General features: G+C 70.8%; 23 protein-coding genes and 1 tRNA gene. 15 read left to right on the forward strand and 9 right to left on the reverse strand.

The features are described 5' to 3' along the window. Positions 1 to 61: 61 nt before the first annotated feature. The gene (locus ACWDEN_RS24365; protein WP_351609607.1) at positions 62 to 1,675 is read left to right on the forward strand and encodes an MFS transporter; all 1,614 of its coding nucleotides are present in this window, start codon (positions 62 to 64) and stop codon (positions 1,673 to 1,675) included. Between the two features lie 468 nt (positions 1,676 to 2,143). On the opposite strand, the gene aceE is transcribed toward ACWDEN_RS24365, so the two are convergent. After that, on the reverse strand, positions 2,144 to 4,891 hold the full coding sequence (gene aceE / locus ACWDEN_RS24370) for a pyruvate dehydrogenase (acetyl-transferring), homodimeric type (protein ID WP_450860125.1): 2,748 nt from the start codon (positions 4,889 to 4,891) through the stop codon (positions 2,144 to 2,146). A 433-nt stretch (positions 4,892 to 5,324) separates the two neighbouring features. Here aceE and ACWDEN_RS24375 point away from each other — a divergent pair, with 433 nt between their 5' ends. The 6 genes from ACWDEN_RS24375 (at position 5,325) to ACWDEN_RS24400 (ending at position 9,943) form a co-directional block, all read left to right on the forward strand. Then, complete coding sequence (locus ACWDEN_RS24375) at positions 5,325 to 5,762, forward strand: DUF3052 domain-containing protein (protein WP_351609612.1); 438 nt, start codon at positions 5,325 to 5,327, stop codon at positions 5,760 to 5,762. Positions 5,763 to 5,896: 134 nt separating this feature from the next. Continuing rightward, positions 5,897 to 6,355: a peroxiredoxin gene (locus ACWDEN_RS24380; RefSeq protein WP_450860126.1), complete on the forward strand. Its 459-nt coding sequence runs from the start codon at positions 5,897 to 5,899 to the stop codon at positions 6,353 to 6,355. Positions 6,356 to 6,502: 147 nt separating this feature from the next. Next, entirely contained in the window at positions 6,503 to 7,078 is a 576-nt protein-coding gene (locus ACWDEN_RS24385) for a TerD family protein (protein WP_023551098.1), read from the forward strand. A 107-nt stretch (positions 7,079 to 7,185) separates the two neighbouring features. Then, a complete protein-coding gene (locus ACWDEN_RS24390) occupies positions 7,186 to 7,764 on the forward strand; it encodes a TerD family protein (RefSeq protein ID WP_351609616.1) in 579 nt (192 codons plus the stop codon). Positions 7,765 to 7,917: 153 nt separating this feature from the next. Then, positions 7,918 to 9,057 (forward strand): DUF475 domain-containing protein, encoded by a 1,140-nt coding sequence (locus ACWDEN_RS24395; RefSeq protein WP_351609618.1) that lies wholly within the window; start codon positions 7,918 to 7,920, stop codon positions 9,055 to 9,057. 148 nt (positions 9,058 to 9,205) lie between these two features. Beyond that, on the forward strand, positions 9,206 to 9,943 hold the full coding sequence (locus ACWDEN_RS24400) for a TerD family protein (protein WP_351609621.1): 738 nt from the start codon (positions 9,206 to 9,208) through the stop codon (positions 9,941 to 9,943). Between the two features lie 14 nt (positions 9,944 to 9,957). On the opposite strand, the gene ACWDEN_RS24405 is transcribed toward ACWDEN_RS24400, so the two are convergent. After that, positions 9,958 to 10,716 (reverse strand): TerD family protein, encoded by a 759-nt coding sequence (locus tag ACWDEN_RS24405; RefSeq protein ID WP_351609624.1) that lies wholly within the window; start codon positions 10,714 to 10,716, stop codon positions 9,958 to 9,960. Between the two features lie 187 nt (positions 10,717 to 10,903). Between ACWDEN_RS24405 and ACWDEN_RS24410 the strand changes: the two genes are divergently transcribed. The 3 genes from ACWDEN_RS24410 to ACWDEN_RS24420 are packed head-to-tail and all read left to right on the forward strand — an operon-like array spanning position 10,904 to position 15,329. Continuing rightward, on the forward strand, positions 10,904 to 12,070 hold the full coding sequence (locus ACWDEN_RS24410) for an HpcH/HpaI aldolase/citrate lyase family protein (RefSeq protein WP_351609627.1): 1,167 nt from the start codon (positions 10,904 to 10,906) through the stop codon (positions 12,068 to 12,070). After that, positions 12,067 to 14,505, forward strand: a complete 2,439-nt coding sequence (locus ACWDEN_RS24415; protein WP_450860127.1) for a phosphoribosyltransferase — start codon at positions 12,067 to 12,069, stop codon at positions 14,503 to 14,505. Before ACWDEN_RS24410 ends, ACWDEN_RS24415 begins: the two co-directional genes overlap by 4 nt. After that, a complete protein-coding gene (locus tag ACWDEN_RS24420) occupies positions 14,505 to 15,329 on the forward strand; it encodes an HAD family hydrolase (protein WP_351609632.1) in 825 nt (274 codons plus the stop codon). The genes ACWDEN_RS24415 and ACWDEN_RS24420 overlap by 1 nt, the downstream gene beginning before the upstream one ends. Here ACWDEN_RS24420 and ACWDEN_RS24425 read toward each other — a convergent pair. From ACWDEN_RS24425 to ACWDEN_RS24440, 4 genes are all read right to left on the reverse strand, one after another. Further along, positions 15,326 to 15,532, reverse strand: coding sequence for an FmdB family zinc ribbon protein (locus ACWDEN_RS24425; protein ID WP_351609634.1), 207 nt, complete (start codon positions 15,530 to 15,532; stop codon positions 15,326 to 15,328). The two genes, ACWDEN_RS24420 and ACWDEN_RS24425, sit on opposite strands and share 4 nt — an antisense overlap. 9 nt (positions 15,533 to 15,541) lie before the next feature. Further along, positions 15,542 to 16,078, reverse strand: coding sequence for a DUF4383 domain-containing protein (locus tag ACWDEN_RS24430; protein ID WP_351609637.1), 537 nt, complete (start codon positions 16,076 to 16,078; stop codon positions 15,542 to 15,544). A 97-nt stretch (positions 16,079 to 16,175) separates the two neighbouring features. Then, the gene (locus ACWDEN_RS24435) at positions 16,176 to 17,567 is read right to left on the reverse strand and encodes a hypothetical protein (protein WP_450860128.1); all 1,392 of its coding nucleotides are present in this window, start codon (positions 17,565 to 17,567) and stop codon (positions 16,176 to 16,178) included. Positions 17,568 to 17,641: 74 nt separating this feature from the next. Continuing rightward, a complete protein-coding gene (locus ACWDEN_RS24440) occupies positions 17,642 to 18,421 on the reverse strand; it encodes a DUF4097 family beta strand repeat-containing protein (RefSeq protein WP_351609642.1) in 780 nt (259 codons plus the stop codon). Between the two features lie 195 nt (positions 18,422 to 18,616). On the opposite strand from ACWDEN_RS24440, the gene ACWDEN_RS24445 reads away from it, so the two are divergent. Further along, positions 18,617 to 18,688 (forward strand) — tRNA-Val (locus ACWDEN_RS24445). A 33-nt stretch (positions 18,689 to 18,721) separates the two neighbouring features. On the opposite strand, the gene ACWDEN_RS24450 is transcribed toward ACWDEN_RS24445, so the two are convergent. Next, complete coding sequence (locus ACWDEN_RS24450; protein ID WP_450860129.1) at positions 18,722 to 19,063, reverse strand: hypothetical protein; 342 nt, start codon at positions 19,061 to 19,063, stop codon at positions 18,722 to 18,724. Positions 19,064 to 19,218: 155 nt separating this feature from the next. Next, complete coding sequence (locus ACWDEN_RS24455; protein ID WP_450860137.1) at positions 19,219 to 20,118, reverse strand: ketopantoate reductase family protein; 900 nt, start codon at positions 20,116 to 20,118, stop codon at positions 19,219 to 19,221. A gap of 108 nt (positions 20,119 to 20,226) precedes the next feature. Between ACWDEN_RS24455 and ACWDEN_RS24460 the strand changes: the two genes are divergently transcribed. Continuing rightward, the gene (locus ACWDEN_RS24460; protein ID WP_450860130.1) at positions 20,227 to 20,436 is read left to right on the forward strand and encodes a DUF2277 domain-containing protein; all 210 of its coding nucleotides are present in this window, start codon (positions 20,227 to 20,229) and stop codon (positions 20,434 to 20,436) included. Between the two features lie 376 nt (positions 20,437 to 20,812). Continuing rightward, entirely contained in the window at positions 20,813 to 21,268 is a 456-nt protein-coding gene (locus tag ACWDEN_RS24465; protein ID WP_351609652.1) for a DoxX family protein, read from the forward strand. 64 nt (positions 21,269 to 21,332) lie between these two features. Here ACWDEN_RS24465 and ACWDEN_RS24470 read toward each other — a convergent pair whose 3' ends face one another. Next, a complete protein-coding gene (locus tag ACWDEN_RS24470; protein ID WP_450860131.1) occupies positions 21,333 to 21,866 on the reverse strand; it encodes a superoxide dismutase family protein in 534 nt (177 codons plus the stop codon). 246 nt (positions 21,867 to 22,112) lie between these two features. Here ACWDEN_RS24470 and ACWDEN_RS24475 point away from each other — a divergent pair, with 246 nt between their 5' ends. Together ACWDEN_RS24475 and ACWDEN_RS24480 are read left to right on the forward strand one after the other, a co-directional pair. Then, on the forward strand, positions 22,113 to 22,724 hold the full coding sequence (locus tag ACWDEN_RS24475) for a DedA family protein (protein ID WP_450860138.1): 612 nt from the start codon (positions 22,113 to 22,115) through the stop codon (positions 22,722 to 22,724). Between the two features lie 518 nt (positions 22,725 to 23,242). Next, positions 23,243 to 23,824, forward strand: coding sequence for a TMEM165/GDT1 family protein (locus tag ACWDEN_RS24480; protein ID WP_450860132.1), 582 nt, complete (start codon positions 23,243 to 23,245; stop codon positions 23,822 to 23,824). Positions 23,825 to 24,900 lie beyond the last annotated feature (1,076 nt).

Raw genomic sequence — 24,900 nt, forward strand, 5'->3', positions numbered from 1 at the left:
TCAGTAACTGACTGATGAAACGGTTTGTCAATTGTCAGTGGCTGTCACTAGCCTCGAACGCATGACTAGTCAGACCACCATCGACGCGACGGGGCCGGGGGACGCGGCACCCCCGCTCGAGTCGCCTCCGGCCGCGGGGCTGCGCGGCCATCCCTGGCTCACCCTCATCACCGTCGCCGTGGGCGTCATGATGGTGGCCCTCGACGGCACGATCGTGGCGATCGCCAACCCGACCATCAAGGAAGACCTGGGCGCGACCTTCGCCGATGTCCAGTGGATCACCAATGGCTACTTCCTCGCCCTCGCGGTCACCTTGATCACCGCGGGCAAGCTCGGTGACCGCTTCGGCCACCGGCAGACCTTCCTCATCGGCGTGACGGGTTTCGCCGCCGCGTCCGGCGCCATCGGCCTGTCCCACAGCATCGCCGCGGTCGTCACCTTCCGCGTCCTCCAGGGCCTGTTCGGCGCGCTGCTGATGCCGGCCGCGCTCGGCCTGCTGCGGGCCACCTTCCCGGCCGAGAAGCTCAACATGGCCATCGGCATCTGGGGCATGGTGATCGGCGCGTCCACCGCGGGCGGCCCGATCCTCGGCGGCGTCCTCGTCGAGCACGTCAACTGGCAGTCGGTGTTCTTCATCAACGTGCCGGTCGGCGCGCTCGCCCTGGTCCTGGGTGTGCTGATCCTGCGCGACCACCGCGCGCAGAACGCGCCGCGCTCCTTCGACGTCCTCGGCATCGCGCTGCTGTCCGGCGCGATGTTCTGCCTGGTCTGGGCCCTGATCAAGGCACCGACCTGGGGCTGGGGCGACGGTAGGACGTGGCTGTTCATCGGCGCGTCCGTGGTGCTCTTCGCCGCGTTCTCCTTCTGGGAGACGAGGGTCGCAGAGCCCCTGATCCCGCTGGGCCTCTTCCGCTCGATACCGCTGTCGGCGGGCGTGGTCCTCATGGTCCTCATGGCCATCGCGTTCATGGGCGGGCTCTTCTTCGTCACGTTCTACCTCCAGAACGTTCACGGCATGAGCCCCATCGACGCCGGTCTGCACCTGCTGCCGCTCACCGGCATGATGATCGTCGGTTCACCGCTCGCCGGTGCCGCGATCACCAAGCTCGGCCCGCGCATCCCGCTGGCCGGCGGCATGGCCGCGACCGCGATCGCCATGTACGGCATGTCGACGCTCAAGGCCGGCACCGGCAGCGGTGTGATGTCGGTCTGGTTCGCGCTGCTCGGCCTCGGCCTCGCGCCGGTCATGGTCGGCGCGACGGAGGTCATCGTCGGCAACGCCCCGATGGAACTCTCGGGCGTGGCGGGCGGCCTCCAGCAGGCGGCCATGCAGATCGGCGGCAGCCTCGGTACGGCCGTGCTGGGTGCCGTGATGGCCTCCAAGGTGGACAGCGACCTGCCGGGCAACTGGACCGGCGCCGGCCTGCCGCAGCTGACTCCCGGTCAGCTGGGCAAGGCCTCGGAGGCGGTTCAGGTGGGCGTCGCCCCGGTGCCGAAGGGTGTGCCGGCGCAGGTCGCCGCGAAGATCACCGAGGTCGCCCACCACACCTTCATCTCCGGCATGAGCCTCGCCTCCCTGGTCGCCGCGGGCGTGGCGGCGGTCGCCGTGCTCGTCGCGCTGCTCACCAAGCGGGGCGCGAACGCGGAGGCGGGCGCGGGCGTGGGCCACATCTGAGTGCCTCTGCCCGGGCTCCGACAGGGCGTCTTCCGGGCAGAGTTCCCCTATCAGGGTGACTCCGCTAAAGATCGCTCGCACCGGGCGCGCGCCGCAGGTCACAGTGGGTCAAGTCCTCCGCAGGGCCATGGGAGGACCGCCGGGCTGTGGCGCGCGCTGCGGAGGGGGCTGCGCGCGCCAGCGCCTGCGGCGCTTTGGCCATGCGGCAACTGGGCTGGGCTGCGGGGTAGTTGCCGGGTCGTCGTGAACGACGACCACACCGCGTCACCCGGCGTCCGGATGTGCGACATACGTCGTGAGCGTGAGCTGCGACGGCGAACGCGCCCCGAAAGGGGCGCGGGGAACTGCGCGACCAGCCACGCAGCCCCCGCACCCGGCATCGAACACGCAGGCCCTCCCCGGTTGCCGCCCGGTCAAAGCCGAGCGATGGGGGTGCCCCCGCTCGAGCGCAGCCGAGAGTGGGGGAGGCTACGCGTCGCCGCCCGCCGCCCCCGGATGCGCCGCCGACACGTCCAGCAGCTGGTACCGGTCGATGGCCTGCTTCAGCACCGAGCGGTCCACCTTGCCCTCGCGGGCCAGCTCGGTCAGCACCGTGACGACGATCGACTGGGCGTCGATGTGGAAGTAGCGCCGCGCCGCGCCCCGGGTGTCGGCGAAGCCGAAGCCGTCCGCGCCCAGCGACTGGTACGTGCCCGGCACCCACCGCGCGATCTGGTCCGGAACCGATCGCATCCAGTCGGACACGGCCACGAACGGACCCTCGGCACCGCTGAGCTTCCGCGTCACATACGGCACCCGCTGCTCCTCCTCCGGGTGCAGCAGGTTGTGCTCCTCGCACGCCACCGCCTCGCGGCGCAGCTCGTTCCAGGAGGTGGCCGACCAGACGTCGGCGCGCACGTTCCAGTCCTCGGCGAGGATCCGCTGGGCCTCCAGCGCCCAGGGGACCGCCACGCCGGACGCCATGATCTGCGCCGGGAGCGAGCCGCCCGTGCCCTCGCTGAGCTTGTGGACGCCCTTGAGGATGCCCTCGACGTCCACGTTCGCCGGCTCGGCCGGGTGCTGGATGGGCTCGTTGTAGACGGTCAGGTAGTAGAAGACGTCCTCGCCGTGCGGGTGCTCGGCGTCGCCGCCGTACATCCGGCGCAGGCCGTCCTGGACGATGTGCGCGATCTCGTAGGCGTACGCCGGGTCGTAGGCCACGCACGCGGGGTTGGTCGAGGCGAGCAGCTGCGAGTGACCGTCCGCGTGCTGCAGACCCTCACCGGTCAGGGTCGTACGGCCGGCGGTCGCGCCGAGTACGAATCCGCGTGCCAGCTGGTCGGCCATCTGCCAGAACTGGTCGCCGGTGCGCTGGAAACCGAACATCGAGTAGAAGACGTAGACCGGGATCAGCGGCTCGCCGTGTGTGGCGTAGGCCGAGCCCGCCGCGATCAGGGAGGCCGTGCAGCCCGCCTCGGAGATGCCGTCGTGCAGCATCTGGCCGGTCGGCGACTCCTTGTAGGCGAGCAGCAGCTCCCGGTCCACCGACTCGTACTGCTGGCCCAGCGGGTTGTAGATCTTCGCGCTCGGGAAGAAGGAGTCCATGCCGAACGTGCGGTACTCGTCCGGGGCGATCAGCACGAACCGCCGGCCGATCTCCTTGTCCCGCATGAGGTCCTTGAGGAGTCGCACGAAGGCCATCGTCGTGGCGATGGACTGCTGGCCCGTGCCCTTCTTCACCGTCGCGTACGCCTTGTCGTCCGGCAGCGCGAGCGGCTTGGAGCGCACGACGCGCGTCGGGACGTACCCACCGCACTGCCGGCGCATGTCGTGCATGTACTGGATCTCGTCCGTGTTCCGGCCCGGGTGGTAGTACGGCGGCAGGCCGGACTCCAGCTCCTTGTCGGAGATCGGCAGGTGCAGCCGGTCCCGGAAGCGCTTGAGGTCGTCGACCGTCAGCTTCTTCATCTGGTGCGTGGCGTTGCGGCCCTCGAAGTTCGGTCCCAGCGTCCAGCCCTTGACCGTCTTGGCCAGGATGACCGTCGGCTGGCCCTTGTGCTCCAGAGCCGCCTTGTACGCCGCGTAGATCTTCCGGTGGTCGTGACCGCCGCGGCCCAGCATCAGGATCTGGTGGTCGGTCATGTTCTCGACCATCGCGCGCAGCCGCTGGTCGTCGCCGAAGAAGTGCTCGCGGATGTACGCGCCCGACTCGGTGGCGTAGGTCTGGAACTGCCCGTCCGGGGTCGTGTTCATCTTGTTGACCAGGACGCCGTCGCGGTCCTGCGCGAGCAGGGGGTCCCACGAGCGGTCCCAGATCAGTTTGATCACGTTCCAGCCGGCGCCCCGGAAGATCGACTCCAGCTCCTGGATGATCTTGCCGTTGCCGCGCACCGGACCGTCGAGCCGCTGCAGGTTGCAGTTGACGACGAAGGTCAGGTTGTCCAGGCCCTCCCGGGCCGCGATGGACAGCTGGCCGAGCGACTCCGGCTCGTCCATCTCGCCGTCGCCGAGGAACGCCCACACGTGCGACCTGGAGGTGTCCGCGATCCCGCGCGCCTCCATGTAGCGGTTCATCCGCGCCTGGTAGATCGCGGCGAGCGGGCCGAGGCCCATGGAGACGGTCGGGAACTCCCAGAAGTCCGGCATCGAGCGCGGGTGCGGGTAGCTGGACAGGCCGTTCGGGTACTTCGACTTCTCCTGGCGGAAGCCGTCCAGCTGGTTCTCTGCGAGCCGGTCGAGCAGGTACGCGCGCGCGTAGATGCCAGGGGAGGCGTGGCCCTGGAAGAAGACCTGGTCGCCGCCGTCGCCCTCGTCCTTGCCGCGGAAGAAGTGGTTGAAGCCGACGTCGTACAGCGAGGCCGAGGAGGCGAAGGTGGCGATGTGGCCGCCGACGCCGATGCCGGGGCGCTGGGCGCGCGAGACCATCACGGCCGCGTTCCAGCGGGTCGCGTTGAGGATCTTGCGCTCGATCTCCTCGTTGCCCGGGAAGAACGGCTCGTCCTTGGTGGCGATCGTGTTGACGTAGTCCGTGCTGCGCATCTCGGGCACGGCCACGCGCCGCTCGCGGGCCCGCTCGATCAGCCGGAGCATGAGGTAGCGGGCCCTCTCCCGGCCGCGCTCGTCCACGGCGGCGTCGAGGGAGTCGAGCCACTCCTGGGTTTCTTCGGGATCGAAGTCAGGAACCTGACTCGGAAGGCCGCCAATGATGATCGGATTGCGATCGGATCCGGAAGCCACGCTGTTCCTTACCTGTCAGAGGGCCGATACCTGTCAGAGGGCCGATTTTCCGCACCGGGATACACCGTTCCCCATCGTGTACCTCGGGACCGCGTACGTCATCTCCTCGGTGTCTCTCGGTGCCTCCATCGGTCAAAACGCAACGATACGCCCGGGGTGTGACGTGCTTGGCAAAGGTGTTCGAGGGGCGGATCGCCGGATGATTCTGAGATGATTTCGAACGGCGCAAACCGGGCACATCGGTGTGATGTGGGTCACGCGGAATCGGGATACGGTGCCAGGAGTTGCGGCGACACGGCCGGGATCGTCACCGTTTCGGCGGTCCAGACGGCCGGGTACTTGCGCGATCCGCCCCGCCCGTGTGGACTACGGCCAATGCTTCGCGCACGCGCGTGGCTGAGATATTCATCAAGACATGATCAGGAGGCAACCCGTGAGCGCGACCGCGGACCACGCGGAGGAGCGGACGAACCCTGCCGCCAGGCTGGGGTTCCAGCCCGGGCAGGTGGTCCAGGAGATCGGCTACGACGACGACGTCGATCAGGAGCTTCGCGAGGCCATCGAGGAAATCGTCGAAGGCGACCTGATGGACGAGGACTACGACGACGTGGCCGACGCCGTTGTGCTGTGGTTCCGTGACGACGACGGCGACCTGACGGATGCGCTGGTGGACGCCACCACGTACATCGAAGAGGGCGGCGCGATCCTGCTCCTGACGCCGAAGACCGGCCGTTCGGGGTACGTGGAGCCGAGCGACATCCAGGACGCCGCCACGACGGCCGGTCTGACGGCGTCGAAGAGCGTCAGTGTGGGCAAGGACTGGAGCGGAAGCCGGCTGGCCACTCCGAAGGCGGCCAAGTCCAAGAGGTGATCTCCTCTCCCACCACCGGACGGGCTGGAATTCGCCCCAGCCCGTCCGGAAGCCCCCGGTGATCCCTGCGTAGGGTGGACCCGAGCGTTCTGCTGTGCGCTCACCCGAACAGCCCACCGAAGGGATGCACGACGATGGCGATCCAGGTCGGCGACAAGGCGCCCGACTTCGAGCTCAAGGACAACCACGGCCGCAGCGTGAAGCTCTCGGACTTCCGCGGCGAGAAGAACGTGGTCCTGCTCTTCTACCCCTTCGCCTTCACCGGCGTCTGCACCGGCGAGCTGTGCGAGCTGCGCGACAACCTGCCGAAGTTCGCGGACCGCGACACCCAGCTGCTCGCCGTCTCCAACGACTCCATCCACACCCTGCGCGTCTTCGCCGAGCAGGAGGGCCTGGAATACCCGCTGCTCAGCGACTTCTGGCCGCACGGCAACGTCTCGCGCGCGTACGGCGTCTTCGACGAGGACAAGGGATGCGCCGTCCGGGGCACCTTCGTCATCGACAAGGAGGGCGTCGTGCGGTGGACCGTGGTCAACGGCCTGCCGGACGCGCGCGACCTGAACGACTACGTGAGGGCGCTCGACACCCTGTAGGCCCTGTAGGCCGACCGTGGCCGACACCTGTGATTCTCCGGGTCCAGGGTCTGCGGGGGGCGGGAACCCGTCACTAGGATCGGAACGTTGATCCCATATCCGAAGCACGACGGGGCTCCCCGCCCCTGGACACCACATGGAGGACTCGTGGGAGTCAGCCTCAGCAAGGGCGGCAACGTATCGCTGACGAAGGAGGCCCCGGGTCTGACCGCGGTCCTCGTCGGCCTGGGCTGGGACGCCCGCACCACGACCGGCAGTGACTTCGACCTCGACGCCAGCGCGCTGCTGCTGAACAACTCCGGCAAGGTCGCGAGCGACCAGCATTTCGTCTTCTTCAACAACCTCAAGAGCCCCGAGGGCTCGGTCGAGCACACCGGAGACAACCTCACCGGTGAGGGCGAGGGCGACGACGAGGTGATCAAGGTCAACCTCGCCGGAGTCCCGGCCGACATCGAGAAGATCGTCTTCCCGGTGTCGATCTACGACGCCGAGAACCGCCAGCAGTCCTTCGGCCAGGTCCGCAACGCCTACATCCGCGTGGTGAACCAGGCCGGCGGCCAGGAGATCGCCCGCTACGACCTGAGCGAGGACGCCTCCACCGAGACCGCCATGGTCTTCGGCGAGCTGTACCGGCACGGGGCGGAGTGGAAGTTCCGCGCCATCGGCCAGGGCTACGCCTCGGGCCTGCGCGGCATCGCGCAGGACTTCGGCGTCAACGTCTGATCCCGGCAGGGTTACGACACCTGCACCGTCCGGCGCCGCACCGTTTACGGGCGGCGCCGGACGCGCAGGACAACCAGGGAAAGCACCACTAGGGGAGGACCACCATCATGGGCGTCACGCTCGCCAAGGGAGGCAATGTCTCCCTCTCCAAAGCCGCACCGAACCTCACCAACGTCATGATCGGGCTCGGCTGGGACGCGCGTTCCACCACGGGCGCCCCCTTCGACCTGGACGCCAGCGCACTGCTGTGCGGCGCCGGCAACCGCGTACTGGGCGACGAGTGGTTCGTCTTCTACAACCAGCTCAAGAGCCCCGACGGCTCGGTGGAGCACACCGGTGACAACCTCACCGGTGAGGGCGAGGGCGACGACGAGTCGATCCTGATCGACCTCGGCAAGGTGCCGGCGCACTGCGAGAAGATCGTCTTCCCGGTCTCGATCCACATGGCCGACGAGCGCGGCCAGACTTTCGGCCAGGTCTCCAACGCCTTCATCCGGGTGGTCAACCAGGCCGACGGCCAGGAACTCGCCCGCTACGACCTCAGCGAGGACGCCTCCACCGAGACCGCCATGATCTTCGGCGAGCTGTACCGCTACCAGGGCGAATGGAAGTTCCGCGCCGTCGGCCAGGGGTACGCCTCGGGCCTGCGCGGCATCGCCCTCGACTTCGGGGTGAACGTCTCGTAGCCGAGCACCCTCCCAGGGCTCGTGCTGTGGCTTTTCGGTGAGAGTTGCCCTCGGCGGTACCGCCGGTAGGGTGCACCTCTAGACTCGGGGTCAACGTTTAGCAAAGCCGAGTACGGCGCGGGGGAGCCCCGTACACACACGATTGGGTAGCCAGTGCTTCTGAAAACCTTCGGCTGGTCGTTCGCGATCACCGCGCTCGGCCTGGTCGCCGCGGTCTTCTACGGGGGGTGGGAGGCCTTCGGCGTGGTGGCGATCCTCGCCGTCCTCGAGATCTCGCTGTCCTTCGACAACGCGGTGGTCAACGCCGGCATCCTGAAGAAGATGAACGCCTTCTGGCAGAAGATCTTCCTCACGGTCGGCGTTCTCATCGCGGTGTTCGGCATGCGGCTGGTCTTCCCCGTCGTGATCGTCGCCATGACCGCCAAGCTCAACCCCTACGACGCGGTCCACCTGGCCCTCACCGACAAGGACCGCTACCAGCAGCTGGTCACCGACGCCCACCCGGCGATCGCCGCGTTCGGCGGGATGTTCCTGCTGATGATCTTCCTGGACTTCATCTTCGAGGACCGGGACATCCAGTGGCTGCAGTGGCTGGAGCGGCCGCTGGCCAAGCTCGGCAAGGTCGACATGCTGGCGGTCTGCATCGCCCTGATCGTCCTGCTGATCACCTCCTTCACCTTCGCCACCCACGCCCACCAGCACGGCGGCGCCCATGTCGACAAGGCTCAGACGGTCCTGATCGCCGGCATCGCCGGCCTGATCACCTACATGATCGTCGGCGGTCTGTCGGGCTACTTCGAGGACCGGCTCGAGGAAGAGGAGGAGCGCGAGCACGAGGAGGAGGAAGAGGCCGCCCGCACCGGCAAGAAGAAGTCGGCGGTGCTGCTGGCCGGCCAGGCCGCGTTCTTCATGTTCCTCTACCTGGAGGTCCTGGACGCGTCCTTCTCCTTCGACGGCGTGATCGGCGCCTTCGCCATCACCAACGACATCGTGATGATGGCCCTCGGCCTCGGCATCGGCGCCATGTACGTCCGCTCCCTCACGGTCTACCTGGTCCGCCAGGGCACCCTCGACGACTACGTCTACCTGGAGCACGGCGCCCACTACGCCATCGGCGCCCTGGCCGTGATCCTCATGGTCACCATCCAGTACGAGATCAACGAGGTCATCACCGGACTCGTCGGCGTCATCCTGATCGCCCTGTCCTTCTGGTCCTCCGTCCGCCGCAACCGCGCACTGGCGGCCGAGGGCGAGGGCACCGACGAGAAGGCCGAGGTCTCCTCGGGGGTGTGAGCCGGATCCCCTACGGGGCAGATCCGGGGTGTGACGGGGTGTGACACCCCGCCCGGTGAGGAACGCTCTGAATCGGGGCGGCCGACGCGGTCGGCCGCCCCGAAGGCGTAGTGATGGTGAACGAGTACGTGACCACCTGGGGGCGGGAATGGGTTTCTTCGACGGGCTGCGGGGCACCAGCGCCGCCGACTTCGACGCGGGCAACGCCTCGACGAACTCCATCGAACTGAGCAGGCGGCACCAGACGGTGTCCCTCACCAAGCAGGACGCGGCCACCGGCCACCTGCGCATCAACCTCACCTGGCGGATGCGCACCTCCGACTTCGACAGCAACCAGCGCACCAGCCTCTTCCGGCACCCCTTCAAGGCCCTCAGGCCACCGGAGGTCCTCGGCCACGGCCAGAGCATGGTCAACGTCGACCTGGACTTGGGCTGCCTGTACGAACTGACGGACGGCACCAAGGGCGTCGTCCAGCCGCTCGGCAACTACCTCGGAGACGTCAACGCACCGCCGTACATCAAGCTCAGCGGCGACGACCGGTTCGGCTCGGCGTCCGGCGAGACGATGTACATCAACCTCGACCACCGCGACGCCATCAAGCGTCTGCTGGTCTTCGTCTACATCTACGACCAGACCCCGGCCTTCGACCGCACCCACGCCATCGTCACCCTCTACCCCAGCAACGGCCCCCGCATCGAGATAGGCCTCGACGAACGCCATCCCCAGGCCCGCTCCTGCGCGGTGGTGATGATCGAGAACGTCAAGGGCGAACTGGTCGTCCGCCGCGAGGTGAAGTTCGTGTACGGCTTCCAGGGGGAGCTGGACCGGTTGTACGGGTGGGGACTGCAGTGGGGCAGGGGCTACAAGACGAAGGTGGAACGGTGAGCCGGTAGGCGCACTCACCGTCCGACGAACTGCGGCCCCTGCGGCGGCAGCCGGAAGTTCGGATCCACCGGCCCCGCGGCCACCGGCACCGGCACCGGCTGAGGGTATCCGTACGCCGGCGGAGCCGACACCGGCTGCGGATAGCCGTATGCGGGCGGCTGCTGCGGCACGGCGGACGTCGGCTGCTCGGGCGGAAGCGGCTGGGACGGCGTCGGCTCCTCCTCCGCCTCCGACTCGTCCACCGAGATACCGAAGTCCGTGGCGAGCCCCTTCAGCCCGTTCGAATACCCCTCGCCCAGCGCGCGGAACTTCCAGCCCTCCCCGCGCCGGTACAGCTCGCCGCAGATCAGCGCCGTCTCCGCACCCGTCTCCGGCCTGATCTCGAACCGGGCCAGCGGCTCGGCGTCGGCGACCGCGGCGTCGTGCAGCAGGATGCACAGCGCGGGAACCCGGTCGAAGGTGAGCCCGTCCGCGGACGCCACCAGCAGGATGCGGCCGACGTCCGGCTCGACGCCGAGCAGGTCCGTCTGGATCGTGTCGGTCAGCCCCTCGGCGACGCGCTTCTTGCCCAGCCGCCACACCTTTCCGGAGGGGTGCCGGGGCTGGTTGTAGAAGACGAAGTCCTCGTCGGAGCGCACACGGCCGTCGGGGCCCAGCAGCAGCGCCGACGCGTCCACGTCCGGGACCCCCTGCCCGGGCGCCCAGCGCAGCACGGCGCGGACCGTCTCGGCTTCCAGCGGGACGTTCGACCCCTTCAGCATCGCGTGCGTCATGCGGTCATCCTGCCTTCTCGGTCCTGGCCACGACAATGCGGGGGGTAGTGTCCCAGTGCGCCGCCGACATGGGCGAGTTACCAGAAATTCATGCCCTCAGGGAACCCCTGACATGGATCCCTACGTACTATTACCGGCCACCCTTTACCTAACACGGAGACTCCGGCTCGCGCCCTGGGGGAGTTCTATGCGTCATTTCGGGCACATCGCCCCCGAGGTGCGGCAGCGCCTCTTCCACCGGGAGCCGTGCGCGTTCACCGCCGACTCTCCGGCCCGGCTGCTCGCCGCCGCCCTCGGCGCCACCCTGTACAGCCCGGCCACCCGGCCGCGGCTCGCCGACGACATCGTCAAGCAGGCCGGGAACGGCGTGATCTCGATGGTGCTGTGCCTGGAGGACTCGATCGACGACGCGGACGTCGTGTCCGGCGAGGAGAACCTCGTCCGGCAGTTCGCCGACCTGGCCGCCCGGCCCGGCGCCGAGCCGCCGCTGCTCTTCATCCGGGTACGCACCCCCGAGCAGATACCCGACCTGGTACGGCGTCTCGGCCCGTCCGTGCGGCTGCTGTCCGGCTTCGTGCTGCCGAAGTTCACCGAGGAGCGCGGCATTCCCTTCCTGGAGGCCCTGACGGCCGCCGAGGCCGAGAGCGGGCGCCGGCTGTTCGCCATGCCCGTCCTGGAGTCCCCGGAGCTGCTCTACCGGGAGTCCCGCGTGGACACCCTGGAGGGCATCGCCCGCGCGGTCGACAAGTACCGCGACCGGGTGCTGGCGCTGCGCCTCGGCGTGACCGACTTCTGCTCCTCCTACGGCCTGCGCCGCGCCCCCGACATGACCGCGTACGACGTGCAGGTCGTCGCCTCGGTGATCGCCGACGTCGTGAACATGCTGGGCCGGGCCGACGGCACCGGATTCACCGTGACCGGGCCCGTGTGGGAGTACTTCCGGGTCTCCGAGCGCATGTTCAAGCCGCAGCTGAGACAGAGCCCCTTCCTGGAGGTGCAGGCCGTCGAGCTGCGCGAGAGGCTGATCGAGCACGCCATGGACGGACTGCTGCGGGAGATCTCCCTCGACCAGGCCAACGGCCTGCTCGGCAAGACCTGCATCCACCCCTCCCACGTGCTGCCCGTCCACGCGCTGTCCGTGGTCAGCCACGAGGAGTACAGCGACGCCCAGGACATCCTGCGGCCGGAACGCGGCGGCGGGGGTGTACTCCGGTCGGCCTATACGAACAAGATGAACGAGGTGAAGCCGCACCGCGCCTGGGCCGAGCGGACCCTGCTCCGTGCCGAGGTCTTCGGCGTCGCCCATGAGGACGTCGGCTTCGTGGAGCTGCTCGCCGCGGGAATGAACGCATGAGGAACGCAGTGAACGACGGGGTCTGGTCCGGCAGCTGGGTCGCCGAGCGGCTCGGGGTCGAACTCGTGGGGGACGACGGCCTGCGGAGCCTGCTCGGGCTCGCCCTGCGGCGCAATCCCAAGCGGGCCCATCTGCTGGTGTCGAACGTGCTCGGCAAGCATGTTCCGCAGTCGCCGACGGTGGTGTACGAGTACGGCCACCGCCTGGGCCGACGCGTCCATGAGCTGCTCGGTGAGGCCGAGGCCGCCGGTGCCGTGGTCCTGGGTTACGCGGAGACGGCGACCGGGCTGGGCCACGCGGTCGCCGACGGGCTCGGTGCGGCGCCGTATCTGCACTCCACCCGTCGGCCGGTGCCCGGGGCCGCCCGTGCGGGCGGCTTCGAGGAGAGCCACTCGCACGCCACCTCCCATCTGCTGCTCCCCGAGGACCCCGGCCTGCTGACCGGAGATGGTCCGCTGGTCCTGGTCGACGACGAGTTCTCCACCGGGAACACGGTCCTGAACACCATCCGTGAGCTGCACGGACGCTGTCCGCGCAAGCGTTACGTGGTGGTCGCCCTGGTCGACATGCGCTCGCCCGAGGACGCCGACCGGATGGATCGATTCGCCGCCGGGATCGGCGCCCGGGTGGACCTGATCGCCGCTGCCTCCGGGACCGTACGGCTGCCGGAGGGCGTGCTGGACAAGGGGCGGCGGCTGGTCGCCGAGCATGACCGGCGGCACGCCCCGCCCGAGCCGTCGTACGGCCGTGTCACCCGCGTGGAGCTCCACTGGCCCCCCGGCCTCCCCGACGGCGGCCGGCACGGCTTCACGCCCGCTCACCGTGCCCGCCTCGAAGCCGCCCTGCCCGCCATGGCCGCCCGTACAGGCGACGCCCTCCCCGCCGGCGCCCGGCGCGTCCTGGTCCTCGGCTTCGAGGAGCTGATGTACGCCCCCCTGCGCCTCGCACGCGAACTGGAGCGGGTCACGGACGCCGAGGTGCGGTTCTCCACCACCACCCGCTCGCCCGTCCTCGCGCTGGACGACCCGGGGTACGCGATCCGTACCCGCCTGGTCTTCCCCGCCCACGACGACCCGGCCGACGGCCCCGGCGACCGCTACGCCTACAACGTCGCAGGCGGCGGCTTCGACGCCGTCGTGGCCGTGGTCGACTCCGTCGCCGACACCCCCGCCCTGCACGCCCCCGACGGCCTGCTGGCCCGCCTCGCCGCCCACACCCCGCACGTCCTGCTCGCGGTCGTCCCCTCGTACGTCCCGCACGCTCCCGAAAGGCCGGCCATGCTGCCCGAGCCCCTCCGTGGCCCCGCATTCTCCAGCTACGCGCCCGAGGAGGTCGGCTGGCTGCTCCAGGACCTCTCCGACGTCACGCTGGAGGCGCCGACCGAGGAGCGCGAGGAGGCCATCCAGAGCGGCGGCGCGCACTACGCCGAGTCGCTGCCGGTGGAGTACCAGCCCAGCGAGCAGTACCAGCAGCTGTTCCACGCGGCCCTCGACGTCTCCGCCGCCCGGATCGCCCAGGCGGTCGGCGTGGTGACCGAGGCTGTCATCGCCGAGCGGTCGCCACGCCCGGTGCTGGTCTCGCTCGCCCGGGCGGGCACGCCGGTCGGCATCCTGATGCGCCGCTGGGCCCGGTTCCGGCACGGCCTCGACCTGCCGCACTACGCGGTGTCGATCGTGCGCGGCCGCGGCATCGACGCCAACGCGCTGCGCTGGCTCGCCGCCCACCACGACCCGCGGGACGTGGTGTTCGTCGACGGCTGGACCGGCAAGGGCGCCATCACCCGCGAACTCGCCCAGGCCGTCGAGGAGTTCGAGGCGAAGGAGGGCATCACCGGCTTCGACCCGGAGATCGCCGTACTCGCCGACCCGGGCTCCTGCGTGCGCACCTACGGCACCCGCGAGGACTTCCTCATACCCTCCGCCTGCCTCAACTCGACCGTCTCCGGCCTGATCTCCCGTACGGTGCTCCGCGCGGACCTGGTCGGTCCGGACGACTTCCACGGCGCGAAGTTCTACCGCGAACTCGCCGGCGCCGACGTCTCCGTGGCCTTCCTCGACGCCGTCTCCGCCCGCTTCCCGGAGGTCGCCGACAGCGTCGGCACCGCGGTCAAGGAGCTGATGGCCGAGGACCGCGCCCCGACCTGGGCCGGCTGGCGGGCCGTGGAGCGGATCAGCGAGGAGTACGGCATCCACGACGTGAACCTCGTCAAGCCCGGCGTCGGCGAGACCACCCGGGTGCTGCTGCGCCGGGTGCCCTGGAAGATCCTGGCCCGCGCAGGGGCCGGCGCCGACCTCGACCACGTGCGCCTGCTCGCCGCGCAGAGGGGCGTCCCCGTCGAGGAGGTCGGCGAACTGCCGTACACCTGCGTCGGGTTGATCCACCCCAAGTACACGCGCGGTGCCACGGGCGCCGACGGCAGGGCGGTGAACGTCTGATGCCGGTGCTGGTGGCGAGCGACCTCGACCGCACGCTGATCTACTCCTCGGCGGCCCTCGCGCTGACCATGCCGGACGCGCGGGCGCCCCGGCTGCTGTGCGTGGAGGTGCACGAGGCCAAGCCGCTCTCCTACATGACCGAGACGGCGGCCCAGCTGCTGACCGACCTCGGCGACACGGCCGTCTTCGTGCCGACGACGACCCGGACGCGCAAGCAGTACCAGCGGATCAACCTGCCCGGGCCGCCCCCGAAGTACGCGATCTGCGCCAACGGCGGCCATCTGCTGGTCGACGGCGTGACGGACACCGACTGGCACGCCGGTGTCCTCGCCCGCCTCGCCGACGAGTGCGCGCCGCTGGCCGAGGTCCAGGACCATCTGCTGCGCTCGGCCGACCCGGCCTGGGTGCGCAAGCACCGCGTCGCCGAGGACCTGTTCGCCTACCTCGTCGTCGAGCGCGAGCTGCTGCCCGAGGACTGGGTGAAGGAGCTGGCGGTGTGGGCGGAGAACCGCGGCTGGACCGTCTCGCTCCAGGGCCGCAAGGTCTACGCCGTCCCCAAGCCGCTCACCAAGAGCGCGGCCGTCCGTGAGATCGCCCGCCGCGCCGGCGCGGAGCTGACACTCGCGGCGGGTGACTCCCTCCTGGACGCCGACCTCCTGCTCGCCGCCGACCGAGGCTGGCGCCCCGGTCACGGCGAACTGGCGGACGCGGGCTGGGCCGCACCACAGGTCGTGGCACTTCCGGAGCGGGGGATCCTGGCAGGGGAGCGGATCGTACGGGAGTTCCTGAAGGCGAGCCGCACCGCACCCCCGACGGGCGCCTAACCGCAGCACCCTCCGCCACAACAGCCGCCGCCCCCACCCGGCGCCGGAGCAGCCGCCGTGCCGCCCACCGCGACGGTGGACAGCAACTTGACCGTGTCGTCATGCCCCGCGGGGCATGACGCGGGGGCGGCGGACTCGGCCATGGGACGGCTCAGTTCGAAGGTGTCACCGCAGGTGCGGCACCGGTACTCGTAGCGAGGCATGGCCACAGATTACTGGTCGGCCTGCTCACGCTCGACGGCTTCCGGGTGCCGGGCCCGCCAGTACGGGTTGTCGTGCGGCAGGGTCGAGCCGACCCGGCCGTACATGCCGAAGGTCATCAGCAGCAGGCCCACGACGAAGCTGAACAGCACGTTCTGGATCTTGAACGCCAGGAAGTTGTGGGGGGTGTCGAGCAGGCCGAGGAACAGGAAGCCGTTCAGCAGGAACAGGATCCCGAGGACCATGTTCAGCGTGGACGCGACGTTCCCCCCGATCACCATGCCGACCAGCAGGATCGCGCCGATGCAGATCGACAGCACACTCAGCGTGCCGTTGGTGTTCAGGCCGGTGACCGTAGCTCCGCCGGTGTCGAAGTAGCCGATGTGGTGGATCAGACCCAGGACGCCGAAGACGACGAGGAACGCGCCGATCAGGCCCGCACCGATCCGGTAGACCGTGTTCAGCCGGTGGTCGACGGGCAGGTGCTTGTCGAACTCGATCCGCCGTCGCGGCCCCGTGTCCCGCGTGTGCACTGCGTGTGTGGCCATGTCCGCCTCCCTCGGGCGCTAGCGGAGGCCATCCGTCCACCCAATATCCGCCTGCCCGGCCCACGCGGCAACACACCTGCCCCTGCGGCGGGCCCCCTCAGTGCCCCCCGCGCTCCTCGCGAATCTGCGCCACCACTGCAGCCGCCGTCTGCCGCACCGCATCCGTCTCGGTCAGGAAGTGCCAGAAATCAGGGTGCCGGCCGGTCTCCAGCGAAGCGATCGCCCGCTCCAGCCGGGCCACCGCGTCGTCCAGTGGCCGGGCGTGCCGGGGATCGGGGGTCGTACGGCCCGTCATGGCCAGCCGCTGGGCGTCCCGGATCGCGAACCGGGTGCGCTCGATCTCGGCCTGCGGATCCTTCTGTACGGCGTTCAGCCGGGCAAGCCGGTCCCCGGCGGCCGACACGGCCTCGTCGGTGGTGTTCAGCAGGGCCCGTACCGTCGACAGCAGCGAGGTGGCGTCCGGCCAGCGCTGGGCGTCCCGCGCCGCCTGGGCGTCGCGGAGCTTCAGCTCGGCCTGCCGTACGTTCTCCCCGGCCTGCTCGGGGACATGCTGCAGGTCCTGCCAGCAGGCGGCGGCGAACCGACGGCGCAGCTCGCTCAGCACCGGGTCCACCTGTGCGGCCCTGGTGGTGAGCGCCTGGGCGCGGGTGCGCAGGCTGACCAGCCGGTGGTCGATCTCGGCGGCCTTCTCCGGCAGCCGCTCGGCCTCGGCCCGGATCGCCCCTGCCTCCCGCTGCACCCGCTCGGCCCGCTCCAGGGTCTGCGCCACCCCGTGCTGCCCGGCGCCCTGGTTCAGCCTGGTCAGCTCCGGCGAGAGCGCGGCGAGCCGGGCGGCCAGGTCATCGGCCCGCAGCCCCCGCTCCCGTACGGCGTCCAGGGCGTTGCTCGCGCCCAGCAGCGCCTGCCGGGCCCGCTCCACGGCGGGCGCCAGCCGGGCCAGCTGGGTCTCGGCCGTGCCGAGCAGCGGCCCGAGCGAGCTGCCGAAACGGTCCAGCTCCTGCTTGACCCGGACCAGCTCGTCCTTGGCGGACGTCAGCTCCGCGCGCGCCCGGGAGGCCGCGGCGGCCTCCAGATCGTCCCGGTCCAGGTCATGGGCGTCGACGGCCTGGATGTAGCGCTGGCTGACCTCGTCGATCCGCCGCCCGAGCGCCTCGAAGTCGGCGACGGCCCGCCGGGCGGCGGGGGAGTCGTCCACGGCCGTGATCGTCTCTATGGAGATCCGCAGGTCGCGCTGGGCGGTGTCCAGTTCGTAGAACGCGGCCGCCGCGGCGTCCTTCGCCGCCTGCGCCTCGGCCCGCTGGCTCTCCGCCCGGCCGCCGAACCAGCGCCGGGTCCCGCCGCCGGCGAACGCGGCGGGCAGGGCGAGCGCGGCCAGCACCGGCAGGCTCATCAGGGCCAGGGTGTCGCGCAGGGCCGTGGACCCGGACCGGGCCCGGACGGTCGACGGCGGGTACGACCGCGTCGCTGGCGTGCCCGGTGTCGCCGTCACATCCCTCTCCCGTGCTGTGGTCCGCCGTGGGTGGTGCCATTCTCCCACCCGTTGAAGACGAACACACGGGCCGGTCAGTTCGCCGTACGGACAGTCACTTTCCCGTCCGAGGAGTGGGCCGAGACCCGGTGCGCGCTGTTGCCGTCGCGGGGCACGGACACCGAGACCGTGCCGTCGTCGGCACCGGCCGACACCCGGTAGGCGGCCCTGGGCAGGACGACCGTGACGGCGCCGTCGGTGCTGGAGGCGTCCACCAGGTCGGGTACGCCGGACAGCTGGACCTGTACGGAGCCGTCGGTGGAGTCCGCCTTCACCTGGCGGGAGGAGACGTCGGCGCGCAGCGAGCCGTCGGCCGACTTCAGGTCGAGCGGCCCGCTGGAGTCGGTGACGCGTACGGCGCCGTCGCTGGTGTCGACGCTCAGCGGATCCCGGAACCCGTGGGCCCGTACGCTGCCGTCGGCGTTGTCGATCTTCACGCCGATCCCGCGCGGCACCTCGATCCGGTGCCTGGCCGAGCAGTCGGCGATGAACCCCGAGCAGTGCACGCGCAGCACCAGCCGGTCGTCCTGGAAGGACCACCGCACCGTCGGGTTGTGGCCGACGACGACGGATCCCTGGAACCACCGGGTCACCTCGACGGTGCCGGGCTTGGCGGAGTCCGTGGCGACGACCTCCAGGGCGGAGTTGTCCGAGTCGATCGTGAGGGTGCGGCCGTGCAGGGCGAAGGAACGGTGGTCGGGATGCGTGTCGTCACCGGCGTCGGCGCCGCAGGCGCTGACGCCCGCGACGAGCACGCCGGTGACGACGGCCATGGCGGCGGCGCGGACGGGAACGGGACGGCTCATGCGGGTCATGCGGGAACTCCCCCTGGGATGCGGTCTGCCAGGACCGTAAGCGAGCCGGGGTGGGCGGGGCGATGAGGACCGCTCCCGGACCGGGGTGGGGTTAACCCCCGTAAACGGCCGGTGGCCCGGCGTTACGGGTTTGCGGTGCACCGGTCGCGGCAAGGTAGGCTGTCGACTCGTCCTGGGCGCGCTGCCCGGGTGTCCGGGTGCGTAGCTCAGGGGTAGAGCGCCTGCCTTACAAGCAGGATGTCGGCGGTTCGAAACCGTCCGCGCCCACAGTCGAGCCCCCGGCCATGGCCGGGGGCTTCGTCATTCCTCCTCACTGCCCTGCTCGTGCGCGTGCTTCAGCCTGCTGCGGGCATCCATGCGGTCCGCTGCCGCGACCTCGGCCCAGAAGCGGTGCGTGCTGACGAAGACCGCGAGTTCGTGCTCGCGGCGGCGCAGCTTCTCCACCTCGGCCTGCTGGTCCGCCGACCAGCCCGGGGACGCGGGCCGCTCCACCTTCCGCCAGCCGGTGTCGTCGCTGAAACCGTCCATCGGCTCCACCGACCAGGGCAGCCGCTTGAGCAGGGCCGACAGCTCGGCCCGGACCTGATGCAGCTCCTCCTGACCGGCGAGGAGGTCACTGGGGAATTCATAGGTCGTAGCCACACGCCAATGCTACGCCTGTTCGATTTTGAGGGGCGAGTTCGTTCCTGGGGTTCGGGGGAGGTTCAGCCGAACGGGTGGCCCGAGCGTGGGCCCGGACCAGTGCGGTGCATCCGGTGCCGGCTCAGTGGGTGCCGACCCACTGAGCCGACGCGGTCTCAGTGGCCGGCGGCCCGCAGTTCGGCCACCAGACGGGCCGTCACCGGTGCCGGGACGCCGTGCCGCTCGGCCGCGCGGAGCAGGGCGCCGCCGATGGCGTCGAGTTCGAGCGGGCGGCCCGCCTCCGCGTCCCGTTGCATGGACGACTTGGCGCCGGGCGGGAAGGCGTCGTACCGGGCCAGCGCCTGGGCCGGGTCGGCCGGGGCGCCGCACGCGCGGCTGACCGCGGTGGTCTCGGCGACCAGGGACTCCAGCTCCTCGCGGTGCAGGGTGCGGGCTTCGCCGAGCGGGAGGCCGTACCGGGTGGTGAGCAGGGCGAAGGGGGCGAGGAAGGCCATCTTGGCCCACAGGGCCGCCGTCTCGTCCTCGACCACACGGGCCGTCGCGCCGGCGGAGACGAGGGTGGCCGCGAGGCCGTCGAGAAGGGGGCGGGGCACGGCGTCCCCGGCCAGGTCGATCTCCGTGAACGGACTGCCGTGTTCGATCACTCCCGGAGCCACACGGGTGGACTCCACGCGGATCACCGCCGGGGCGACCCGGTCGGGGCGGTGGCGGGCGCGGAGCCGGCCGGGGTGTTCGACGCCGTTCAGGAGCGGTACGACCAGGGCGTCGCCCAGAGCCTCCGGCGGCACCCGGGTGAGGGCGGCGTCCAGCGCGGTGTGCTTGACGGCGATCACGCAGGCGTCCACCGGTTCGCGCAGCTCGGTGTCCGCCTCGACGGGAGCGGTGAAGTCGCCGAACTGCGGGCTGCGGACGGTGATTCCGGTACGGCGCAGGGCGTCGGCCGTACGCTCCTGGGCCAGGCAGATCACGCGGTGGCCGGAGCGGGAGAGCAGGGCGGCGAGGAGTCCGCCGGTGCCGCCGGGGCCGAGGACGGCCACGGTGTGCTCTGTGGTCATGGGCTCGGTGGTCATGAGGAGGTTCCTCTCGTCGGTCGGCCCCGGGAGTCGGTGGCCGCCTTCGCCGCGATCATCGCACCGGGGCGTGGTGTGCGTGAGACTGGGGGCATGTGCCGGAGTATCAAGACGCTGCGTCCGCCCGTGCTGCCCGACGAGGCCACGGAGGACGACATCCACGCCGCCGCGCTGCAGTACGTACGGAAGGTCTCGGGCTTCCGCGCGCCCGCCGCGCACAACCGCGAGGTCTTCGACCGCGCGGTGGCCGCGGTGGCCGAGGCCACGGCGGAGCTGCTCGGGGGGCTGGAGGTGCGGGGGTAGTCGGTACGGCCCTCCGCCGCAGTCCGGCATGACGGGTAACGGATAACTCCGCGTCCTCGCAAGGGGGTTGGGTCGCAGAGGGCGTGATGAAGCGGGCCCTCCGCTCCCCCGGCCGACGAGTTTGCTCGTGCCTGACGGACCATCAGGACTCTGTCCCGCGCAAGGAAGTTCACCTTCGGAGTGCCCGCTGAAGGGGGCACCGGGTGTCCGCGGCGGGGGCCCGGCCGGCGGAAACCGGAACCATGGCCAAATGTTGAACTTGCAAGCACTGGTTAGGCGGGCCTAACCTGGGTCCTCATTCGGTACCGCCGCCCCCACGACCGGCCCCTTGGACGTCCCCGGCCGGCCCGACCGACACCGAAGAGGAGAACCCCTCATGTCCGCACGTCTCAACTCCGCTCAGCCCTATGTCCTCGGGCTCTTCCGCATCGTCGTAGGCCTGCTCTTCGCCGTGCACGGCGCCGCGTCCCTCTTCGGCGTCCTCGGCGGTGCCGTCGGCACCCAGGGCGGCACGATCCCGGCCGGCACCTGGCCCGGCTGGTACGCGGCCGTGATCCAGCTGGTCGCCGGCGGCCTGGTGCTGCTCGGCCTCGGCACCCGCGGGGCCGCGCTGATCGCCTCGGGCTCGATGGCGTACGCCTACTTCGACGTGCACCAGCAGGCCGCGCTGTGGCCCATCCAGAACGGCGGAGAGCTCTCGGTCCAGTTCTGCTGGGCCTTCTTCCTGCTGGTCTTCACCGGGTCCGGCGCCTTCGGGCTCGACCGGCTCGTCGCCCGCCGCACCGCCGCGGGCGGCCGGGCCGCCGCCGAGCGGACCCCGATAGCCGCCTGACCAGGAACGGCGCCCTTTCCCGCCACGGGGGAAGGGCGTCGTCCGGTCTCCGGGCGTCCCTCGCCTACGACGCTCCGCGGAAGCGCACGGTGAGGCAGGCCACCCGGGCCCCCTTGGTGCCGGGCTCGCTGTGGATCACCACCGAGCTCGCCTCACCCTTCCGGAAGGCCCAGGCGTGCGTGGCGACGGCGCCGCCGTTGCCGTTCGCGTTGGACTTGAAGTCCAGCCAGACCTCGTTCGCCGTGTTGACGTGGGCGGCGTCCATGCCGGGCTTGTTCTGGTAGTGCTTGCCGGCGGCTGCGGGGTCGGCGCCGCAGGCCTTCTGGTGGACGTGGACGCCGAAGGAATGGTTGGGTTTGACTCCGGCCACCCGCAGCTCGACGGTCGTGGCACCGCTCGGCCGGGTGGTCTGGCGGACCTGGATCAGGGCGCCCGCCGGGACGAGGTTCTGGTCGTACGCCACCGCCTGCGGCTTGCTGGACGCGGCCGGCGCGGAGAACACGCCGAAGGTCTCCAGCGAGGAGCCCTGGCCGGTGCCTCCGGTCCCGGTCGCGAACAGGGCTGCGGCGAGGGTGCCCGCGTATATGGCTGCCACCATGATGTGCACCTTTTTCTGCGCGTGTGCGCCGTTTCGTTCGGATGTGTGCCTGATGTTCCGGACAGGCCTCTCTCCATTGCGACGGACGCGGCAGGGCTCCGCCGCACAGCCTGCGCTGTTCGGGTGAGCGGAATACCCCGGAAGCCTCTGACGACCCGCCGACGGGTGATTCGCCCCCGAAGCCCCTCCTGTCACACCCCCGGCGTACGCTGTCTGGCTGTCAACGGGGGAGCAACGGGAGTCGTGGTGTTCGAGAATGTGGGGTCACTGGCCGCCGGGCCGTGGATCTATGCGGCCGTGGCCGTGTCCGTGTTGCTTGACGTGTTCGTGCCAGTGCTGCCGAGCGGTGTGCTCGTCATCACGGCGGGTACGGCAGCGGCGGCGGGCTCGGACGCGGCGGCCGGCCGGGTCCCGCACGACGTGCCGGACATCCTGGCCCTGATCCTCTCCGCGGCGACCGCCTCGGTCCTCGGCGATCTGGTGGCGTACCGCCTGGCCTGGCGGGGCGGTACGCGACTGGACCGGGCGATAGCCCGCTCCCGGCGCCTGACCACCGCGCAGGAACGTCTCGGCGATGCCCTGGCCCAGGGCGGCGGAGCGCTCGTCGTGCTCGCCCGCTTCGCCCCCGCGGGCCGCTCGGTCGTCTCCTTCTGCGCGGGCGCGGCGCACCGCCGAGCCCGCGACTTCGTTCCCTGGTCCGCCCTGGCGGGCCTGTCCTGGGCCGCGTACAGCGTCGCCCTGGGCTACTACGGCGCCCAGTGGCTCGGTGCGACATGGGTGGCCACGGGTGTCTCCTTCGTGGCCCTTTTCGCCGCGGGCGCGGTGGCGGGGTACCTCATGCGACGCCGGGCGGCGTAGGCGCTTGCCGCGGCGCCCGCACCGGGGGACTCCGCCCCCTGGGCCCCGGGCCTGTGCCCACGGCGCCGCCCGGCCGGCTCGGGTGGCGCCGTGCGGCGGCTCGGTCCGGTGGGCTCCGTCAGGAGTTCGCCAGGTGGTTCGTCAGCGCCGTCTGCTCGGCGCGAAGGCCTGCCGCTGGGCGGTGGTCCACTTGCTCGCACCGGAGTCCCGGGGCTCGGCGAGCGGGACGAGTGCGACGGGGTTCACACCGTGGCCTTCGCATCCCTTTCGCATCCCTTACGATGGGGAGCGCAGAAGGGGAGTAGCTCTTCGCCGGACCGTCGACATACTGCTCAGCCAGCCTGAGCCGGCGCCCGGAGGCGGACTCTCGAGTCTTTCGAGGACCGCCAGCGAGACCTTCGGCAAGCAGTGCACGTCCGTGTCCCCGCGACACGGACGCCGAGTGTGCTGCCGTGCCGAGGTGTCATCGCAAGACGTACCGCACTCTCGGCGGGGCAGCCCCGACCGATTGAGGAACCTTGATCAGCATCACCGTGACGGCGCTCGTCTTCGGCGTCATCTTCCTCGCCGAACTGCCGGACAAGACCGCGCTCGCCGGTCTCGTCCTCGGCACCCGCTACCGCGCGAGCTACGTCTTCGCCGGTGTCGCCGCCGCCTTCCTGCTGCACGTCGTGCTGGCCGTCGCGGCCGGCAGCGTGCTGACCCTGCTGCCCCAGCGGATCGTGCACGCCGTCACCGGTGTCCTCTTCCTCGGCGGTGCCGCGATGCTGCTGCTGCACAAGGGGGAGGACGAGGAGGAGATCAAGAAGCCCGCCGACCAGTCCTTCTGGAGGGTTGCCGGTACGGGCTTCATGCTGATCCTCGTCGCCGAGTTCGGCGATCTCACCCAGATCATGACCGCCAACCTCGCCGCCCGCTACAACGCCCCGATCTCCGTCGGCCTCGGCGCCGTGCTCGGTCTGTGGGCCGTCGCCGGACTCGGCATCGTCGGCGGAAAGGCCCTGATGAAGAAGGTGCCGCTGCGGCTGATCACGCAGATCGCGGCCCTGCTGATGCTCGCGCTCGGCGTGTGGAGCCTGTACGAGGCGGTGGCAGTCTGAACCCCGGCGTGCCCCAGCGGTCGTGAACCCCGGCCGTACCCGGCCCCGCCCCAGCCTTGACCAGCCCCTGCCCTCACACCTGACCCAGGCTCGGCCCCGCCCCAAACCCCGCCCCGAGCCCTGACCCGGCCCTCGTCCTCGCCCCGGGTCTGGCTGGGGCTCGATCATGGCCTTGCCCCCGATTGGCTCGAGCCTGGCTCGGCCCTGACTCCGCGCCCAGGCCTGGTTCCTGGCACGGCCTTCGTCCTGACCCGGGCCTGGCTGTGTCTCTGCCCTGACCCTGACCCTGACCCGGCCCTGGCTCGGCTCGGCCTTGACCGGGCCCCTGACCCGGCCCTGGCCAGGGCCCGGGCCGGAGCTCCAGCCCCGGGCCGAGCCCCAGCCGCGACCCCTGACTCCGGCCCCAGCCTCAGCCCGCGTTCCGACCCCGGCCCGAGCCCGAGCCCGAGCCTCGGGCCGAGCCCTTGCCCCGAGCCCGATCTCAGGCCGAGCCCTTGCCCCGGCCCCGGCCCCGGGCTGAGCCCTAGCCCCGGCCCGGGCTCGGGGCCGAGCCCCAGCCGCGACCCCTGACTCCGGCCCAGCCTCAGCCCCGGTTCCGACTCCGGCCCGAGCCCGGGCCTCAGCCTCAGGCCGAGCCCTTGCCCCGAGCCCGATCCTCAGGCGGAGCCCTTGCCCCGGCCCCGGGCTGAGCCCTAGCCCCGGCTCGGGCTCGGGGCCGAGCCCCAGCCGCGACCCCTGACTCCGGCCCCAGCCTCAGCCCCGGTTCCGACTCCGGCCCCAGCCCCGGCGCCCCGGCCCTGACCCCAACCCCGGCCCTGACCCCGCCCCAGCCCGAGTCCGATCCTCAGGCCGATCCCCAGCCCCAGCCCCGGTCCCTGACTCCGGCCGTAGCCTCAGCCCCCGGTCCTGGCCCCGGCCCGAGCCCGAACCAGTCTCAGAGCGAGCCCCGGCCCCGGCCCCAGCCCGAGCCTCAGGTCGATCTGAAGCGCTCCGGGATCGGTGGAGGCTCTATGCGTTGGCTCCAGCCGCCGGTTGGGGCTGGTGTTGAGCGTAGTGGTTGGTCTCGTGTTCGTGGG

This window comes from Streptomyces sp. NPDC001153, assembly GCF_053598315.1.

Coding starts and splice junctions, on each gene's coding strand:
- ACWDEN_RS24365 (WP_351609607.1), top strand. CDS start 62: ATGACTAGTCAGACCACCATCGACGCGACGGGGCCGGGGGACGCGGCA.
- ACWDEN_RS24380 (WP_450860126.1), top strand. CDS start 5,897: ATGGCGATCCAGGTCGGCGACAAGGCGCCCGACTTCGAGCTCAAGGAC.
- ACWDEN_RS24390 (WP_351609616.1), top strand. CDS start 7,186: ATGGGCGTCACGCTCGCCAAGGGAGGCAATGTCTCCCTCTCCAAAGCC.
- ACWDEN_RS24400 (WP_351609621.1), top strand. CDS start 9,206: ATGGGTTTCTTCGACGGGCTGCGGGGCACCAGCGCCGCCGACTTCGAC.
- ACWDEN_RS24405 (WP_351609624.1), bottom strand. CDS start 10,716: ATGACGCACGCGATGCTGAAGGGGTCGAACGTCCCGCTGGAAGCCGAG.
- ACWDEN_RS24410 (WP_351609627.1), top strand. CDS start 10,904: ATGCGTCATTTCGGGCACATCGCCCCCGAGGTGCGGCAGCGCCTCTTC.
- ACWDEN_RS24415 (WP_450860127.1), top strand. CDS start 12,067: ATGAGGAACGCAGTGAACGACGGGGTCTGGTCCGGCAGCTGGGTCGCC.
- ACWDEN_RS24420 (WP_351609632.1), top strand. CDS start 14,505: ATGCCGGTGCTGGTGGCGAGCGACCTCGACCGCACGCTGATCTACTCC.
- ACWDEN_RS24425 (WP_351609634.1), bottom strand. CDS start 15,532: ATGCCTCGCTACGAGTACCGGTGCCGCACCTGCGGTGACACCTTCGAA.
- ACWDEN_RS24430 (WP_351609637.1), bottom strand. CDS start 16,078: ATGGCCACACACGCAGTGCACACGCGGGACACGGGGCCGCGACGGCGG.
- ACWDEN_RS24440 (WP_351609642.1), bottom strand. CDS start 18,421: ATGACCCGCATGAGCCGTCCCGTTCCCGTCCGCGCCGCCGCCATGGCC.
- ACWDEN_RS24455 (WP_450860137.1), bottom strand. CDS start 20,118: ATGACCACAGAGCACACCGTGGCCGTCCTCGGCCCCGGCGGCACCGGC.
- ACWDEN_RS24460 (WP_450860130.1), top strand. CDS start 20,227: ATGTGCCGGAGTATCAAGACGCTGCGTCCGCCCGTGCTGCCCGACGAG.
- ACWDEN_RS24465 (WP_351609652.1), top strand. CDS start 20,813: ATGTCCGCACGTCTCAACTCCGCTCAGCCCTATGTCCTCGGGCTCTTC.
- ACWDEN_RS24470 (WP_450860131.1), bottom strand. CDS start 21,866: ATGGTGGCAGCCATATACGCGGGCACCCTCGCCGCAGCCCTGTTCGCG.